Annotated in this window: 14 protein-coding genes; 4 read left to right on the forward strand and 10 right to left on the reverse strand. The window is 70.6% G+C overall.

Annotated elements, in window-relative coordinates; all coding sequences use genetic code 11:
* Positions 1–74 precede the first annotated feature (74 nt).
* Positions 75–1,964, forward strand: coding sequence for a prolyl oligopeptidase family serine peptidase (locus tag ACFY0T_RS09235; protein WP_388866397.1), 1,890 nt, complete (start codon positions 75–77; stop codon positions 1,962–1,964).
* A 149-nt stretch (positions 1,965–2,113) separates the two neighbouring features.
* Here the strand turns inward: ACFY0T_RS09235 and ACFY0T_RS09240 are convergent, their stop codons facing one another.
* Positions 2,114–4,165, reverse strand: a complete 2,052-nt coding sequence (locus ACFY0T_RS09240) for an NAD-binding protein (RefSeq protein WP_388867042.1) — start codon at positions 4,163–4,165, stop codon at positions 2,114–2,116.
* 142 nt (positions 4,166–4,307) lie between these two features.
* Positions 4,308–4,817, reverse strand: a complete 510-nt coding sequence (locus tag ACFY0T_RS09245; protein WP_388866400.1) for a winged helix-turn-helix transcriptional regulator — start codon at positions 4,815–4,817, stop codon at positions 4,308–4,310.
* A 537-nt stretch (positions 4,818–5,354) separates the two neighbouring features.
* On the opposite strand from ACFY0T_RS09245, the gene ACFY0T_RS09250 reads away from it, so the two are divergent.
* On the forward strand, positions 5,355–5,585 hold the full coding sequence (locus tag ACFY0T_RS09250) for a hypothetical protein (RefSeq protein ID WP_388866403.1): 231 nt from the start codon (positions 5,355–5,357) through the stop codon (positions 5,583–5,585).
* 351 nt (positions 5,586–5,936) lie between these two features.
* Positions 5,937–7,067, forward strand: a complete 1,131-nt coding sequence (locus tag ACFY0T_RS09255) for a helix-turn-helix transcriptional regulator (RefSeq protein WP_388866406.1) — start codon at positions 5,937–5,939, stop codon at positions 7,065–7,067.
* A gap of 186 nt (positions 7,068–7,253) precedes the next feature.
* On the opposite strand, the gene ACFY0T_RS09260 is transcribed toward ACFY0T_RS09255, so the two are convergent.
* Positions 7,254–9,272 carry a cell wall-binding repeat-containing protein gene (locus ACFY0T_RS09260; RefSeq protein WP_388866409.1) on the reverse strand — a complete coding sequence of 673 codons (2,019 nt, stop codon included), beginning with the start codon at positions 9,270–9,272 and terminating at the stop codon, positions 7,254–7,256.
* A gap of 315 nt (positions 9,273–9,587) precedes the next feature.
* On the opposite strand from ACFY0T_RS09260, the gene ACFY0T_RS09265 reads away from it, so the two are divergent.
* A complete protein-coding gene (locus ACFY0T_RS09265) occupies positions 9,588–10,319 on the forward strand; it encodes a ferritin-like domain-containing protein (protein ID WP_388866412.1) in 732 nt (243 codons plus the stop codon).
* A gap of 263 nt (positions 10,320–10,582) precedes the next feature.
* Here the strand turns inward: ACFY0T_RS09265 and ACFY0T_RS09270 are convergent, their stop codons facing one another.
* From ACFY0T_RS09270 to ACFY0T_RS09300, 7 genes are all read right to left on the reverse strand, one after another.
* Entirely contained in the window at positions 10,583–10,876 is a 294-nt protein-coding gene (locus ACFY0T_RS09270; RefSeq protein WP_388866414.1) for a hypothetical protein, read from the reverse strand.
* A 438-nt stretch (positions 10,877–11,314) separates the two neighbouring features.
* Positions 11,315–12,079, reverse strand: a complete 765-nt coding sequence (locus tag ACFY0T_RS09275; RefSeq protein WP_388866417.1) for a hypothetical protein — start codon at positions 12,077–12,079, stop codon at positions 11,315–11,317.
* Positions 12,076–12,675 (reverse strand): RNA polymerase sigma factor, encoded by a 600-nt coding sequence (locus ACFY0T_RS09280; protein ID WP_388866420.1) that lies wholly within the window; start codon positions 12,673–12,675, stop codon positions 12,076–12,078. The genes ACFY0T_RS09275 and ACFY0T_RS09280 overlap by 4 nt, the downstream gene beginning before the upstream one ends.
* A 261-nt stretch (positions 12,676–12,936) precedes the next feature.
* Complete coding sequence (locus ACFY0T_RS09285; protein ID WP_388866422.1) at positions 12,937–13,482, reverse strand: hypothetical protein; 546 nt, start codon at positions 13,480–13,482, stop codon at positions 12,937–12,939.
* A 114-nt stretch (positions 13,483–13,596) separates the two neighbouring features.
* Positions 13,597–14,445 (reverse strand): hypothetical protein, encoded by an 849-nt coding sequence (locus ACFY0T_RS09290; protein ID WP_388866425.1) that lies wholly within the window; start codon positions 14,443–14,445, stop codon positions 13,597–13,599.
* Positions 14,446–15,233: 788 nt separating this feature from the next.
* On the reverse strand, positions 15,234–15,587 hold the full coding sequence (locus tag ACFY0T_RS09295) for a hypothetical protein (RefSeq protein ID WP_388866428.1): 354 nt from the start codon (positions 15,585–15,587) through the stop codon (positions 15,234–15,236).
* A gap of 235 nt (positions 15,588–15,822) precedes the next feature.
* Positions 15,823–16,329: a helix-turn-helix domain-containing protein gene (locus tag ACFY0T_RS09300; RefSeq protein WP_388866431.1), complete on the reverse strand. Its 507-nt coding sequence runs from the start codon at positions 16,327–16,329 to the stop codon at positions 15,823–15,825.
* Positions 16,330–16,367: the final 38 nt, after the last annotated feature.

The raw sequence follows: 16,367 nt of genomic DNA on the forward strand, positions 1-16,367 counted from the left end.
GCTGCGGACGTCGGTTGTCCACAGGCTGGGCACCTCGTCGGCGCGGGGTCGGGTGGGCCAGGCACTATGGGGCCATGACTGAGAGCAACAGGCCCATCGAGCAGCAGCAGGCGGCCATGCCCGACTGGGAGAAGCGCTTCCGGGCACCACGGGTGTCGTTGCCGGACTGGGCGGAGGACGCCCCGCACCGGTCCCTGTTCGTCTCGAACGCGACCGGGACGTACGAGTTGTACGCGTGGGACCGCGCGACGGGGGAGCAGCGCCAGGTCACACAGCGGGCGAACGGGACGACGGACGGGGTGCTCTCGCCGGACGGCGAGTGGATCTGGTGGTTCGACGACAAGGACGGCGACGAGTTCGGAATCTGGCGCCGCCGGCCCTTCACCGCAGCGGCCCCGGGCGGGGACGCCTCGGGTGGGGCTGCCTCGGGTGGGCACGCCTCAGGTGGGGCCGCCTCAGATGGGGACATCGACGACCCGGCAGTCCCCGGCCTCGAACCCTCCTACCCGGCCGGGCTGGCCATCGGCCGGGACGGGCGTACGGCGGTCGTCGGCCGCTCGACGGACGACGACGGCTCGACGATCCATGTGGCCCGCATCGGCGAGGCCCCTGTGGAGATCTACCGGCACCGCGAGTCGGCCGGGGTCGGCGACCTCTCGCACGACGGCTCGCTGATCGCGATCGAGCACACCGAGCACGGCGACGCGATGCATTCGACGCTGCGGGTGCTGCGCCCGGACGGTTCGACGGTCGCCGAGCTCGACGACACCAAGGGCGGCACGGTCGAGCTGGGCCTGGAGGTGCTGGGCTTCGCCCCGGTCGACGGGGACACGCGGCTGCTCATCGGGCATCAGCGGCGCGGCCGCTGGGAGCCGCTGGTGTGGGACGTGGCGACCGGCGAGGAGACGGACCTGGACCTCAGCCTCCCCGGCGACGTGGCGGCCGAGTGGTATCCGGACGGTTCGGCCCTCCTCATCGCCCACAGCTTCGAGGCCCGCAGCGACCTGTGGCGCTTCGACCTCGACTCCCGCGAGCTGGTCAAGGTCCCGACACCGCCCGGCACGGTGTCCGGGGCGACGGCCCGCCCGGACGGGTCGGTGGAGTACCTGTGGTCGTCGGCGGCCGAGCCGTCGACGGTCCGCTCGACAACCGGTGAGATCGTCCTCGATCCGCCCGGTCTGAAGTCCCCGGGATCGGTCCCGGTGGAGGACGTCTGGGTGGAGGGCCCGGGCGGCCGCATCCACGCCCTGGTCCAGAAGCCGGCAGGGGCGAGTGGCCCTCTCCCCACGGTCTTCGACATCCACGGCGGCCCGACCTGGCACGACAGCGACTCGTTCGCGGCCGGCCCGGCAGCCTGGGTGGACCACGGCTACGCGGTGGTCCGGGTCAACTACCGCGGCTCCACGGGCTACGGCCGCGAATGGACCGACGCGCTCAGGCACCGCGTCGGCCTGATCGAGCTGGAGGACATCGCGGCGGTCCGCGAATGGGCGGTGACGTCCGGTCTTGCCGACCCCGACCGCCTGATCCTCACCGGCGGCTCCTGGGGCGGCTACCTCACCCTCCTCGGCCTCGGTACGCAACCCGACGCATGGACCCTCGGCATCGCCGCCGTCCCGGTCGCCGACTATGTCACCGCGTACCACGACGAGATGGAGGCGCTGAAGGCCATGGACCGCACGCTCCTCGGCGGCACCCCGGAGGAGGTCCCCGAACGCTTCGAGGCGTCCTCCCCCCTCACCTACGTCGACGCGGTCAAGGCCCCCGTCTACATCTCCGCGGGCGTCAACGACCCCCGCTGCCCCATCCGCCAGATCGACAACTACGTAGACCGCCTCGCCGCCCGCGAAGCCGTCCACGAGGTCTACCGCTACGACGCCGGCCACGGCTCCCTGGTCGTAGACGAACGCATCAAACAGGTCCGCCTGGAACTGGACTTCGCACAGCGCCATTTGGACCTGTAACCACCGGGACTCTGGGAGCGCCCCGCAAGGGGCGCGGGGGACTGCGCGACCAGCCCCCACCACCCGCAGCCGAAAACAACCCGGGGGGTCTGGGGGGCGGAGCCCCCCAGGTACGGGACGGGTAGGGGCGGAGGGGGCGATAAACCGCCCTACGCCCCCGCCCGCTCCCGGGGCCGCCGACCCAACAGCTCCGCCAGCCCCCTCCGCGTAGCGGCAAGAACCACCCGGTCCTCGGCCCGCAGCACATACGTGGAGGGAAGGTCCCACACCAGCCCGGAGGGACGCCCGGCCCCGGAGGAAACCGGCCCGGAGGAAACCGGCCCGGAGGAAACCGGCCCGGAGGACACCGACCCGGAGGACACCGACCCGGAGGCCGCCGGATCACCCTGGCGTCCCCCCGACGCGGCCACGTCCAGCGCCAGCACCCGCCACGCCCCCGCCCGAAACGCCTCCCCCACAGTCCGCCCCTCCAACTGCGGATGCCCACCCACATCCACCGCCGCAAAGAGCAACACCCGCCGCTCGACAGGAATCGCCCCGAGGATCTGCCGCCCCATCATGGCCCCGGCGAACGCCGGCGCCGCCAGATGGGACACACTGCGACTCCGCGTCAGCGCATCGGGATACGCGGCACGCAGCGTCCGATACACGGCGGTCGCGAAGTCGTCGTCGTACAGCCGCAGTACGACCCGCAGATCGGGCCGCACGGTGCGCGCGTACAACACGGCCTCCAAGTTCATGGTGTCCGCACTGGTCAACGCCAGCAGCGCATGCGCCCGATGAATCTTGGCGGCCTCCAGCACGCCCTCCTGGGTCACATCACCCAGCACCACCGGCACCCGCAACCGCCGCGCCAGCGCCAGCCCCCGCGCCTCCGGATCGGCCTCGACGCACACCACGGGAATATGCAGCTCCCGCAACCGCGCCAGCACCCGCGTGCCGATCTTGCCGACCCCGAGCAGCACCACATGCCCGGACAGCCCACGCGGCGGCCGCCGCAACGCGGACCCGCTGCGGAACGTCCCGAGCGCCTCCAGTACGGCGGCCAGCAGTACCGGCAGCAGCAGCAACCCGACGAGCCCGGACAGGAGTTGAAGCACCTGTCGTCCCGCGGGCTGCCCAAGGGCGGGATCGTTGATGGCGAAGAGATCGAGCAGCGTCAGATACGTCGCCCGCAGTGGATGCTCCCCGGTGACCACCATCGACGCGACGGCGAGCCCGACCACACACCCCACGAGCCCCGCGAACGACCACCGCAGCCGCCGCGACAGCAACGACCCGAAGGGCACGACACTGCGCCCGGCGGACAGTGCGGGACCCGAGTACGACACGTTCTCCAGTACGACGGTCCCGCGCCCGGTGGCGGCGGCCACCGCCCGCTCGTCGGGCAGGAGTTGGGGCCCTTGTGCCCCACTGCTCTCGGAGCCGTCGGCACCGGCGGGATCGTTGGTCGTGGCGGACAGCAGCGCCAGCGTGCACAGCCCCGGATCGGCGACCTGACCGGGCCCCGGCGGCGGCCGCTCCACCGCGCGCAGCATCAGACCGTCCGTCTGGACGACCTTGCTGGTCCCGGCCAGGGCGGTCGCGGCCAGCGCGGGCGCGGCGGTGTCGGCGTCGGACAGCACGGTGGTGGACGCGTCGAACACCTCACCGTCACCACGGTCACCACCGCTACCGCCGCCACCACCGCTTCCGGCTCCCGCGCCTCCCGCGGCGGCACCTCCCGCAGCGGCGCCTCCCGCGGTGGCCAACGCCGAGGCCTGGTCGAGGAGCGCCTCGATGTGCTGGCCGAGGCGCCGGTTGTAGAGCCGCAGGACCAGCCGGATGCGCGGGTTGAGCCGCCGGGCGGTGAGCGCGACCCGGATGTTGGTCTCGTCGTCGTCGTACACGAGGGCCAGCGCGGCGGCCCGCTCGACGCCCGCCTCGGCGAGCACGGGCTCGGTGAGCTCGGCGGCCTCCAACACGCGCTCGGAGCCCGGGGGTTCGGGCGTCCGGGTGCTCCCCGACTCACCGTTCCCGGAGGCGCGGTTCACCGCCGCGGACACCCGGTCGAACAGGGCCGTGGCCCGTGTCCGTCCCACCACCGGCGGTCGCACGCTCCGCTGGGCGGGCGGCACGACCAGGGTCACCTGCTCGCCGTACACCCCGCGCAGCTCCGCGGCCAGCCGGTGCGCCAGGGCGTCGTCCCCGGCCACCACCATGTGCGCGGCGGCAGCGGTCGACGAGTTCTGAGACGGAAGGTTCCCCGGGTTCCCCACGGAAGAGAAGACTGCCGTACTGGTACGGGTGGTTCCACAGGGGCGGGCCGGTCAGTGCCCACGAACAGCCACGAACCGCCGACCATCACGGCTGAGGGGGGTACCCGAACCGCTCCCGCACCTCGGCCCGTTCGGCCAGCCGCGCCGGATACCCGGGCCCGAGCCGCGGTCGGGTGTCCTCCGCGGTCATCGCCTCGCCGCACGAGGAGCACACCACCTCGGCATGCCCTTCGTGCCCGCACCGCTCGTGCCGGAAGACGATCGGCGCGCCCTCTTCACCGGCGAGCCAGCGGTCCCCCCACGCGTTCATGGCCATCAACACGCCGAAGAAATCCCGCCCCTTGGCGGTGAGCAGGTACTCGTGCCGCACCGGCTCGCTCTGGTACGGCTCCTTCTCCAGCAGCCCCTCGTCCACCAGCCGCCGCAACCGCTCCGCCAGGGTGTTCCGCGCGATCCCCAGCGACTGCTGGAACGCGTCGAAGCGCCGTACTCCGGAGAACGCCTCCCGCAGCACGAGCGGCGTCCACCAGTCACCGAGCAGATCCATGGTGCGGGCGATGGAACAGGGCCAGTTCGCGAAGGAGGTCCGCCTCATACCGCCAGGATACGGCCGGGATCCCGTCGGTCTCGGTACGGGACCCAGCAGGCGGCGGACCATGCCCCCGGACATCGCCCGCGTGGCCGCGCTCTTTTGGCGACGGGCGACCGCTCACCGTACCGGCATCGCGGGGGTACATCGGCGCAACTGGCCCCAGATGAACGGAAGATGGTACATCGCATGCGCAGGCGGCCCGCCCGCGCCGCGATCCGTTGCAGATGTTGCCCACACTTTTTTCGCCCTACCTGAGGGTAACAACGCCCGTCATTTTCAAAGCACTTGAGCGGCTGCCCCTTCAGATGGAAGGCAACTGTGGCCCCTCACGCGCGATTGTCGACTCGTCTACCCGAACAGGTGCCCCAGAGCACGGGAGTTGTGGCATCAGCCCCTTGACGAACCACCGTTAACCCACATGAGCGATACGGGATCGGGCCCCGTCACCCGGTAGTCTCTCCCTAGCTCTTCTCTGTGCCGGTTCCGGTGGGCTCCGCGCGGGTTCATTCGGCCCGGATCCCAACAGAGAGGAGCAGGTACGTGGCTAGCTCTGAGCGGCCAAGCGACCGGGACGACGCCGTCCCCCCTGACCCGGATGATCCGGACCCATCGGTCCCGGAAACCCTGGATCAGGACGACGGTTCTCGCTCGCGCGGCCTCGCAGAGCCGGACCGCGGTAGCGCGTCGCGCGGGCATCGGGTGCGCGTGGTCGGGGAGTGCCTGTATTGGCTGATCCGGCTGCTGCTCGACCTGTACGGCAACGGCGGATGAGGTTGGGACCTCACCCGCCGTCAGTTACCGAATAGCCGGTACGTGGGCCCGTGCTCAGGTTCCCGCCAGACACGGGTCCACGGTCACTTTCGGTAAGCCGTCGCGGAGCGACGCGCTCCAGGGTCGGTCCCCACGATAGAGATCCCCCCGGAAAGCCTCCCCGCTTGCGCCCAATACTCTCGCTCGCGCCGTACGCCGTGAACCCAATTCAGCTCTAAGCGGTACCGCAACACCGGGATTGACCTGCAAAAAGTGGGCGAACCACTCTCCCGGATGAATCGCTAGGCGCGATCCTGTCCCTAAACGGTACCGTAGCGGTGGTTGAAGCGATGACGAGAGGGGCCAGTGTCAGTGGCTCGTGGTACTGCGGACTTCGACGGCAAGGCGCTGCGCTTCGCACGGCTGACGCGTCCCGTACAGGGCAGACTGCTCAGCGCGGCGGCTGTCGCCAAGCACCTGGGCACCTCCAAGAGCCGCATCCTCGCGTACGAGAACAACGCCTCCAAGCCGGACCCCCAGCGGATCGCCGAGCTGAGCAGTCTCTTCGGCATCCCGGCCCGCGAGTTGCGCACGAAGCGCGCGCTGGCGGACATCCACGGGCTGCGCTGCCAGGCCGGGCTCACAGTGACCGAGACGGCCGAACTCGTCGGCATCAGCCGCAGCAGCTACACCAACATCGAGCGGGACGCGCTGCTTCCGGTACGGGACGACGGAACCGTCCGGATGAACCTGGCCCGCGTCTTCAACGTCAGCCCCGCCGTCATCGACCGCGCCCTGCTCCGCCACCCCGCCGCGGTCGCCCGGCAGACCGAGCTGACCGAGCACCTGCGCGTCGTCTTCCGGCGCGCCCACCGGGAACACGCCCCCGCCGTGGTCGACGTGGACGAACCCCTGCTGCAGGAGATCGCCCCCCTCCTGCAACGCCCACCACAGGTCGCCTGCCGCCTCATCAACGCCGAACTCGACACGTACCGCGACCTGTTGCGCGACCTGGCCCGTGTGGAGGTCGACGAGGCCTACGCCCAGAACAGGAGCGTCGTGATGCGCGCCCGGGCCGCCCACGCACGCATCGAACTCCTCATCAAGGACGCGGCACCGACCGCCGCGAAGCACCTGACCCGGTTCCTGTCCGAAGCGATGAACGTCCGCCAGTGGCGCCTGATGGTCACGCTCGCCAACGCGGGCATGGAGGGCATCTCCTTTGCCAGCACGTCCCGTTACGCCCCCCTCGACGACGTCTACGCCCTCCAGATCCGCCAGTACGTCACCCTCCTCCAGCGCGGCGACCAGTCCTACCTCGCCCCCACCGAGAACGGCATCGCCACGGTCCGCGCCAACTATGTCCGCTACGGCCGCCTCTACCCCCGCGTGCCTTCCCCCACCCTGATCCACTACTCGGCCCAGCGCCGCCAGCCCCGCATCGCGGCACGCCCCCGCCCGGGCCGACCGCCGAACGAAGGCGGCGCGCCGAACCTCGCGTGAAGGAGCTGGCGTCGGCCGGACGGTGCAGCGGGCGGTCCGCCCCCGCCCGCACATCAACCGGCAAGACTCACGTCCCCGACGCAGGGTTGTACGCGATCTCCTGCGGACCATTGCCCTGCGCTCGGTACGAGAGGCAACGCGGGCGCGCCCAGCAAGCTGCCGGACGCGCCCGCCGGGGCGTGAGGATTACCTCGTGGCCGTCACCTGCAGGGGCGCGAGGTCCGGGCTCGGAGCGGACAGGGTGCTGTCGGGCAGCTGCTGAGCAGCCGTGGTCTGCGGCGCCACGCCCTTGTAGTACGGCGTGTAGACGTAGTGGGTGCCTACGCCGATGGCCGCACCGATCTTGGGAATGACGGACGCGTCGACCGATCCCGTGCCGCCGAAGACGGCCACGTGGTACATGCTCGACGACATCCGCATCAGATACCGCTTGGTGTCGTACGACAGCGAGGTGACGTCGGTCCACAGCAGCGGACCGTGGGTGGTCATCGCCGACGACGCGGAGACGCCGCCGCGCCAGCTCCCCACGGAGGCCACCGCGGCGTTCGACGGCAGCGACCACCAGAAGTCGGCGAGCCGCATGGCGTTCGACTGCGGCGTGCCGCCGGCGACCCGGTAATAGCGGTACGAGCTGGGCCAGTTCGGCATCTTGCCGGCGTTGTACGCCTTGGCCAGCGCCGACTCGGCGTCGGTCCCCACCGTGATGATCTTCGTCGTGCTCGGGCTGTACTTGTTGAGGTACCCGTAGACCGAAGACGTCATGGTCGTACCGTCGGTCAGCAGGACGGTCGCGGTCCCCGAACTGCCCAGGGCACCGGCGGCGGAACTTGCCGCAAGGGCGTTGTGGTAGTCGGTGCCGGTTGCCAGGAAGACGTACTGCGGCGTGCTGGTGATGGCCTTGGCCACGGCCACCGAGGTGGAGTAGCGCGAGACGTCGGACAGCCGCTTGGCCACGTACCCGAGCGAGGTCACCTTGGACGCCACCGTGCTGCTGAGAATCTTGGTGCCGCCGATCAGGTAGACCGTCCTGCCCTTCGGCAGCATGCGCGTGAGCTCCGTCTGCACCGAGGAGTCCAGGCCCGTGCCGGAGGTCATCAGCACCGGCCCCCGCTTCTTGCCGGCCAGCGACGTCGCGGTGGTGGCGTACGCCGAATCGGACTTGCTGATGAGCACGGCCGCGTTGGCGTTCGTCAGGCCAGGCGTGCTCTTGCCGACCGTGTTCCAGGTCCACTTGGACGCGGCGATGTTGGTGTCGTACGTGTCGGAGCCCCAGACGCGGGAGATCGCGTTGTTCCGGAGCGGCTGCCAGGCGACGTTGGTGCCGTCGGCGATGGGGACCTGCGTCTCCGTGCCGGTGCCGAGGTCGTGGAGCCAGACCTGCGGGCCGCTGGGGCCGGTGTCCGGGCTGCCGGTGAAGTAGATGTCGTACGCGATCCGGTCGCCCTGCGGGGACCAGGCGGGACGATTGTGGTCGGTCGCGTCCGTGGTGAGCTGGGTCAGCCCGGTGCCGTCGGTCTTGACGCTGAAGAGCTGCTTGTGTCCGCCGACCGGCCGAGTGAAGGCCACCGACTGGCCGTCGGCGGAGATGTTCGGCTCACGCGCGTTGTCGGCCAGCTTGGTGAACGCCCCGGAACGGCCGTTGTAGACCCAGACGGCCGGGGTGCCCGCGGTGCCGCAGCTCGTGCCCGTCCGTACGAAGGCGAGCATGCCGTTGACGGCACCGCTCGGCTGCGAGTCGCAGCCGTCGACATCGGTGCCGAACAGCGCCTTCGGGGTGCGGGTGCCGTCGGCCGCGGTCAGCCGGAGCCGGCCGGCGGCCGTGAAGACGACGTCGCCGCCGCCGTACCAGAAGGTCGGATCGGCCGGGTGCCAGGCGCTGCCCGACGGCATGGCGATGTCGTTGCCGGTGGTCTCCGAGTCGGCCCAGGACGTGCGGATCTCGTCGCCGTTCACGAACGCGATCTGGCTGCCGTCGGCTGACCAGGCGCCCTGGTTTCCGGACGCGCCGAACGCGTCCCGCGAGGACCCGTCGGTGTTGCTGAAGTTCATCCAGCCGCCGCCGTCGGTGTACAGCAGCTTCCCGTCGGTGGCCGGCCAGCTGCTGGGGACGGCAGACGCCGACCCCGGAAGCGCGGTGACGAGACCGGCCGCGAGCGCGGCGACGGTGGTGAGCGCCGCGGATCTGCGACGCGTACGCGTGTTCAATGTGCCCCCACAAGTGAATGGACAGCTGCCGGACCTCTCCCCCAAGGTGAACGGACAGCGTCATATTCGTCCGCACAGCAGCGGCGAAACCTTAACGGCAGGCCCTGACAGCTGAGAAGACAGGGGGGTCACTCAGCTGCGAGGCAGGTGACCTCGCGCGATGTGGAGCAACCAGATGACCGGCGGGCCTCTCGCACGGTGCGTGCGTGCGAACGTGTGAACTGCGGGGCGTCGGGCAGCAGTGGAACGGTTTGGTGTCCGCCGGCGTCGTCCCTCTCCGGGCACGATGGCCGTGTCCCGGAGAGGGGAGACCGGGTGCATACGGGCGGCTTCGCCAAGTGGACACGGCGGTTCGAGGACGAGCGCGAGCGCAGGCGCACCCAGGGTGACCCGGACTGGGGGCACAGCGCGACGCTGCATCCAGCGGTGTGGGCCAGCATTCAGCGCTTCCAGGTCGGCGAGGACGGTGACGGCGCCAACCTCATCGGCAAAGCGGACCAGGCCGCCGACGCCGACTACGCGCAGGCGGTCCGGCTCTTCGTCGCCGAGGAACAAAACCACGCCCGTCTGCTCGCTCGGCTGCTCGCTGCGGGTGGCATACCGACCTTGACCGGCCACTGGAGCGACACGATCTTTGTGCGGCTGCGACGTCTCATGGGCCTGCGCCTGGAACTGCTGGTGCTGATGATCGCGGAAGTGGTGGCGCTGCGTTATTACCGGGCCCTACGCGATGGCACCGACGACTCGCTCACTTCGGATGTGGCGGGACGGATCCTGTCTGACGAGCAGCGCCACGTCCCGTTCCACTGCGAGCGACTGCACGCTTCCCTGGCGGAGCTGCCCCGCGCGATGCGCCGCCCGGTGATGGCCCTGTGGCGACTTCTCCTGCTCGCGGTCTCCCTCGTCGTCGCCGCCGACCACGGTCCGGCACTGCGCCGGCTCGACATCGGGCGTCTCCGTTTCGTGGCCGATGTCATGACCTCGTCCGACGCGGTGGTCTCCGCGGTGCTGGCGCCCCGCCCAGACGCATGGTCGAGCCCGGGCTGACAACAGACAGCCGACCGCTGATCCACTCCCCGCTCACTCCCGGGATGCCCCCGGAGAACGCATCAGGCCCGGTTCCGGAGAAGGAAACCGGGCCTGACCTGCTGTTTCAGCTGTCGGGGTGGCGGGATGTGAACCCACGACCTCTTCGTCCCGAACAAGATGGGGGAAAGATCCCCACCTGACCCCGGCCGTGGAACGGACTCCCGGCGAACCGATCGCGACATTGCGGCGCGCACTGACTCGACGCTGTGTCCAAGGGAGTACTAGAGCACGATGATCACGACACCTCCGTGGTTGAAGACGAAGCGGTGGTGGTCGAAGCGGTGGTCGAAGCGGAACCTGTGGTGGTCGGAGCGGTGGTCGGAGCGGTGGTCGGAGCGGTGGTCGCAGCGCCCGCCCCAGTCATCGCGGTCGCCGCACCAGTTGGTGGTCACATGAGTGTCCACGGCAGGGGCTGCTGCTGCGGCCGTGCCTGCTGCGCCGGTCACAGCGCCGCTGGCCATCAGAATGCCGGCGGCGGACACCGCGGCGAGACGCCTCGCGCGTTGTGCTCGCATGATGGATGCACCTTTCCTCCATCGTCTCGCGCAGCTCTCAGCGGCACGAGATGGCAGCCGCAGCCGCAAGGGATGAGCGGCGCGGTCGCAGGCGTCGCCGCGCACCTACGAGAAGCACGTCTTGCAGCCAAGATCCCCGCTGTACGGGAACCAGCCGACCGGGGCGTATCCCCGGGTTGCGGCTCTCTTTATCAGTACGCTGACGGCGCCCTTTTGGATTGCGCGTCGGCGGGAAGTCCGCGAAGGGGCTCGCACCTCACGGACTGCGCCACACGGCCAAGACGCGCATGGGGGTTCCGCACCCCGCCGACGCTGATGGATGAACGGGGCACATCGACGGATCGGTGCGGGCGCGCTGCTCGCACATCACTCGGCAGATGCGCGAGGACCTGATGGCCAACCTACTCACAGTGATTAGGTTGGCCTGACAGGTGCTGCCTAGGGTTGGTTGGAGGATCCCTTCGACAGCTTGGCCTTGGCGCTCGGCTTGCTCTGGCCTTTCCCGGTTTTGTTCGCCTTCGTCGGCGACGGGGTGGTCTCGTCTGCTGAACTCGTCGACTGGGCGCAGTAGGCCGCCACGTGCTCTTCGCCGCCCGCGGCCTGGACGAGGCGCTGCCACGCCGTGGCGTTCAGGGCGTGGCCACGGTTCTCGACCTTCTCGTAGGCGCGGCAGTGCGCCTCGACGTCCTTTGCCGTGTCGGGATGCTGTGCGCGCGTGGTCGGTGCAGTGCTGGGCCCGGCGGAAAGGGAACCCTGTTCGCCGGGCGGGTGCGCCGGTGGCCGGCGAGTGCTGTGGCTGGTGCCGGGATCGGGAGTGGAGTGCTGCTGCGTGTCCGTCGCGCGGATGGAGGCGAAGGCGATGCCGCCCAGCAGCGCGCTCGTCACGACGGCGACCGCTCCGCCGCGCGCCCATCGCTGCTTCTGGGTCCGTGGGCGCCAGTCGTCCCGGCGCCGGGTGCGCACGGCCCGGTCGCCCGCCGTGCGGGCGCTGCGGAACGCCGCGACGGCGGCCTGCTCCGCGGTGTCGTCCACTGGCTGCTGCCGCAGTGCCTCGCCGATCCGTTCGGCCGTCCTCTCCAGGGCGGACGCGTCATCGAGGCCGGTCGAGGAGCTGGCGCCTTCAGGCGCACCGGGATGCGGGGCGCCTTCGCGCCTGCAGACTTCGCCGCTCAACGGTTCATCCCCGTTCCGATCGGTGCTCATCTCGGTTCCCCCAGCGTCCGCGCGACATCATGCGTCACATCGTCGGGGGCGAGCAGACGGGCCAGGTTCCTCAAGCCGCGGCGGGCCCGCACCCGTACGACAGAGCGGGGCCTGCGTATCAACCGGGCCACCGCGGGCTCATCCAGGCGTACGGCATGGCGGAGGAGGACCGCCTCGGCCTGGGCGCGGGGCAGTCGGGCGACAAGGGCCTGGGCCGTCTCGACAGACAGCGTCGCTCCGTATGGAGTATGGGCGGCGGGCGGTGCCAAGGAGCGTCCCGACGAGCGGGACGATGCGCCGCGACGCCGCAGGTGGCCGAGCGCGTGGCGCCGGGCGATGCTCGCCGTCCACCCGCGGAATCCGGGCCCGTCGCCGCGGAACCGTGGCAGCTCGCGGGCGACCTCCCGCCATACAGCGGAGGCGATGTCCTCGGCGCCGTCACCCACGATCCCGCGCAGGTAGCCGAGCAGACCCGGCTGGACGAGCCGGTACAGCGCGGCGAACGCGGTCTCGTCACCGTCCTGGGCCTGAGCGACGGCGGTTTCCAGCGCAGGATCGTCCGCCGACACGCGCTGAGCATGCCCTCGTCGTCCCAACGTCCGTCCCCCCAATGGCCGGCCAGTGCCCCGGGAGCGTACGACACGTCGCAACGGCCTCCCAAATACTCGGTGGCCCCTCCACACAACAGTCACGGACACCGATCACGGGCCAAACAGGGGAGCGAGCGGGATGTCGTCCTTCGACCTGCCCTGTGGGCCGGTGACGGCGGATGTTGCGAGAGCAACGCTCTTGTGGCGATGGGTACTTGTCGTCGCCATAAGTTGGCCGGGTCGCCTGGGCGCGAAGGCCCGTCGGGCTCAGCCCCTGGGGTCGTCATCCGGGATCGCCCAGGTGGGGCGGGCGGGGGAGAGTGCCTGCCGCGGTCGTTGGGCGGGGCCGGGGCGCGAGCGGGGAGGCGGGGCGGGGCCCGGTCGTGGCGGGCTCGGTGCGGGCACCGGGGTGAGCTGCCCGGTGGCGGTGGTCACCGAACCACGCGGTGGGGTGAAGCGGGCCACCGTGCTCGGAGACATGCCGAGCAGGCGGCCGGCGTCACCCTGGCTCAGACGCAGGCTGGCCACGAGCTCGTGGACGGCGACGGTGATCGCCTGGTGTTCGGCGGCGACCGCTGCCGCCCTGCGGCGCCGCGCTTCTGCCACCGAGCCGAGCACGGGCGCGAGTTCGGGCACCATCAGGTCCAGGACGATCGCGTCTGGTGGGGCACCGACGGTTTCGGCGACGAGGCCGCGCGCCAAGTCATCGGCCTCTTCGAGGGTGCGGCACTGGGTGTGCAGGGCGAGGCTGGGGACATCGACGGCCCACCATCGGCCGACGCGGCGCAGCACGACTTCATAGCGGGGACTCACGGGGCCGCCTCCTCTCCCTTCCACCGGCCGGGTCGCTTGCTCACGGACCGCCGTACGGCTTCCGCGCTCGGTTCTTCTTGCGCCGAGCCGGTCACGGCCGGGTGCTGAGCACAGTCAGCCCAGACACACCACCAGCAGGCAGACCTCCGTCGGTGACGTCGATGCCGGTGCGGGGTTGGTCTGGGGCGTGCCGGAGTTCGTGTCGTCGGAGGCTGCGGGCGCCGAGGGCTGCTCCGCCGCCGTACCGGTGCGGTCCGGGGCCGTGTCGCCCGAGGACGCGGCGGTGGTCTGCGGCTGCGGGGCCGACGTCGCAGCCGGACGGGGAGGATCGGCGGCGTCCGGCCGGGTGATCGGCGAAGTCGTGCGGGGTGAGGCCGTGAGGGACTGCTGCCGCGGGGCGTTGGTCGCCGGTGGCTGCGCCTCCGGAGTGGTGTGTGACGACCGGTGAGTGGTGGGCGGTGTCGACGCCGGATGAGTGCGCTCAGGCGTCTGCTCCTCCGCCGTACCCATGCTCCGGTCGTCCGGCGCGGTGGCCGCCTTCGCCTGGTCGGGGGAGTGGCGGTCCAGCGAGGCGATGGTCAGACCGCCTCCCACGAGTGCGACGGCGGTCGCGACCACTGCCCGGCGTTTGTTCTTCTTCCAGCGCGCCAGCTGGCGACGCCGTGCCGCCCGTCCCTGCCGCGCGGGCGGAGTGGCCTCGACGTCGGCGGACGGGGCCGCGCTTGTGCCGGCCCCGAGCTCTGCTTCGCCCCGCAGGGGGTCGTCGTGCCAGATGTCGGGGGCCTCGGACTCGCCGGCAGTCGTGGTGCCGGGTGCGTCGCCGGTCATCGGTGAGGTGGCGCCCCGGGCCGGGCCGGTGCGAGTGGCGGCGGCGGGCGGAGCGATGTCCGGGGCGTAGGCGCCGCACCCCGGACACACCAGGGCGCCGTTGAGATGTCGACGACACGAGGAGCAGTAGTCCATCTGCGGTCTTCCTGGGTTGCTTGCGCCGTCGGCCCACCGGGGCCACGGCCTGGTCACGTGCGCACGTGGGATCGAGCGATCAGTCACGCTAACGAGGCTTTCGAAAGGCCGTGTGCAGTCTGTGTGGCACTCCTGCGTAGATTCTCTGGGCCCCTTCCGCGAGTCCTCACACCCCCGTTCGGCCTGTTCTTGCCCAGCCGGGTGAGACCCGCGGGGCACCGGGACCGCGGGCCCGAGTCCTGTGCACCGGGGCGGCATGGTGGCAGGGTCTCCGCATAGGCCTGGCAGGAGGAAACGCATGCTGGGCACCGACTTCCGAACCGGGGCACCCCGTGACCGGTCTGCTCCTGCGCACAGAATCCGGACCTCACTGCCGAATCCCCGGGTTCACGGTGCGCGTCCGCTTCGGACCCACTGCGGGTGTCCGGAAGATTGGAGAGCCGGACGACCGAGGATGCGAGACGATGCTGCGGGGCAGTGCAGGCCGTCCTAGTTCACGGCAGCGCCCCGCGCCACTCCGGCTGATCGCCGGCTGTGGCTCTGGCCTGAGCATCGGAGTGAAAGGCCGGGTGACCCGCGTCCTGTCTGCCGAGTAGTTCCGCCGCCTGATGCTGCGTGTGTTCTGCCGCCAGCTGAGCCTCCGCGACAGCGTCACCGCGTTCGCGTACCAGGTCCTCGTAGATCGGCAGTTGGACTTTTTCAGTGGGGCTGCGTGTCACAGTCGGTCCTTGCGCTGTCGTGCTTCTGCAGCGGTTTGTGCCGGGATTCGGCAACGGCTCGCGGTGTTGTCAGGCCCGGTTGATCCGGGCGGCGATTCCGTGACCGATCAGCAAATACATAACTGCAGGGAGTCCATAATTAAGGACGACGCGTAGACCCTCTGTGTCCATCGTGAAAATGTCCTGCGACCACCAGGCCAGCCAGTCCGCCGCTCCCTGCACGAACTTGACGAATACATTCGCCTGGTTCGCGTCGAGCAGGAACAACAGGATCCACAGGACCAGCAGACCTGCCGCGGCGTCGGCGATCGTGCAGACCGTCAGCGCCGTGCGCCGTCCAGCGGCCTGGCGGCGCACGGAGCGGTCTGGGCCCGAGGGCTGGTTGTACGTGGGGTATCCGGAAACCGGGTCTGTGTTGCTCACGAGAAATTCCGATCTGACGAGGTGTCGTGTCGGCGAGGTCGCCCGGGGCGTTGAAATTCGGTCCGGGGCGTTTACCCGCTCCTCTCTCCTTCTGCGTCTTGTCGGCGCGGCCGCGTTACACCTCAATCCGCTACGCACCATATATGGTCGCCTATTCGGGCACTTACCCAAATGTTCAGGTGCGGCGGCACATTTGAGGATGGCGCGGCAGAAGCTGTCCCGAACAGACGGAATTTCACGTCGAGGCGGGTGCATGCCGTGCCGCTGGCCGCCTACGGCGATTGAACCGGCGTTTGCGGCTCGCCGCCGGGCGGTTCTCGCCTCCGAACTGGGCCGCGAACTCGGCGACGCGGGCGGCCCGTTGTGCGTCGCCTCGGTCGCCTCCCTCACCACCCTGACCTACGGTTACGCGGGCCTCGCCGCGCTGATCGCCCTCGGCCCGGTCGTCGCGGGGGCGGGTGCGGCAGGTCAGAACGTAACGGGCGTCGATGTCGGCCGAGTCGAGGTCGCAGTCGTCGAGTCGGACCGGCCCGGTGATGCGGCCGCGGCTCAGTCGGAGCAGGCCGTGGTCGGCGAAGTCGTGCAGGACCTTGGCGCAGGTCTCGCGGGAGGTGCCGGCCAGGGCGGCCAACTGCTCGTGGATGAGGGTGATCTGGGGGTGGCGGGCGCCAGGCCGCAGGTTCCCGGCGGGGGTGTCGGTGCGGGCGGCGAGGGTGGTCAGGGTGGTGGCGTCGGCGGTCACGCCCTGGTCACCAGCCCCAGATGGGCGGCGGCCGGCCC

Source organism: Streptomyces sp. NPDC001530, from assembly GCF_042894545.1.
GTDB lineage: Bacteria > Actinomycetota > Actinomycetes > Streptomycetales > Streptomycetaceae > Streptomyces.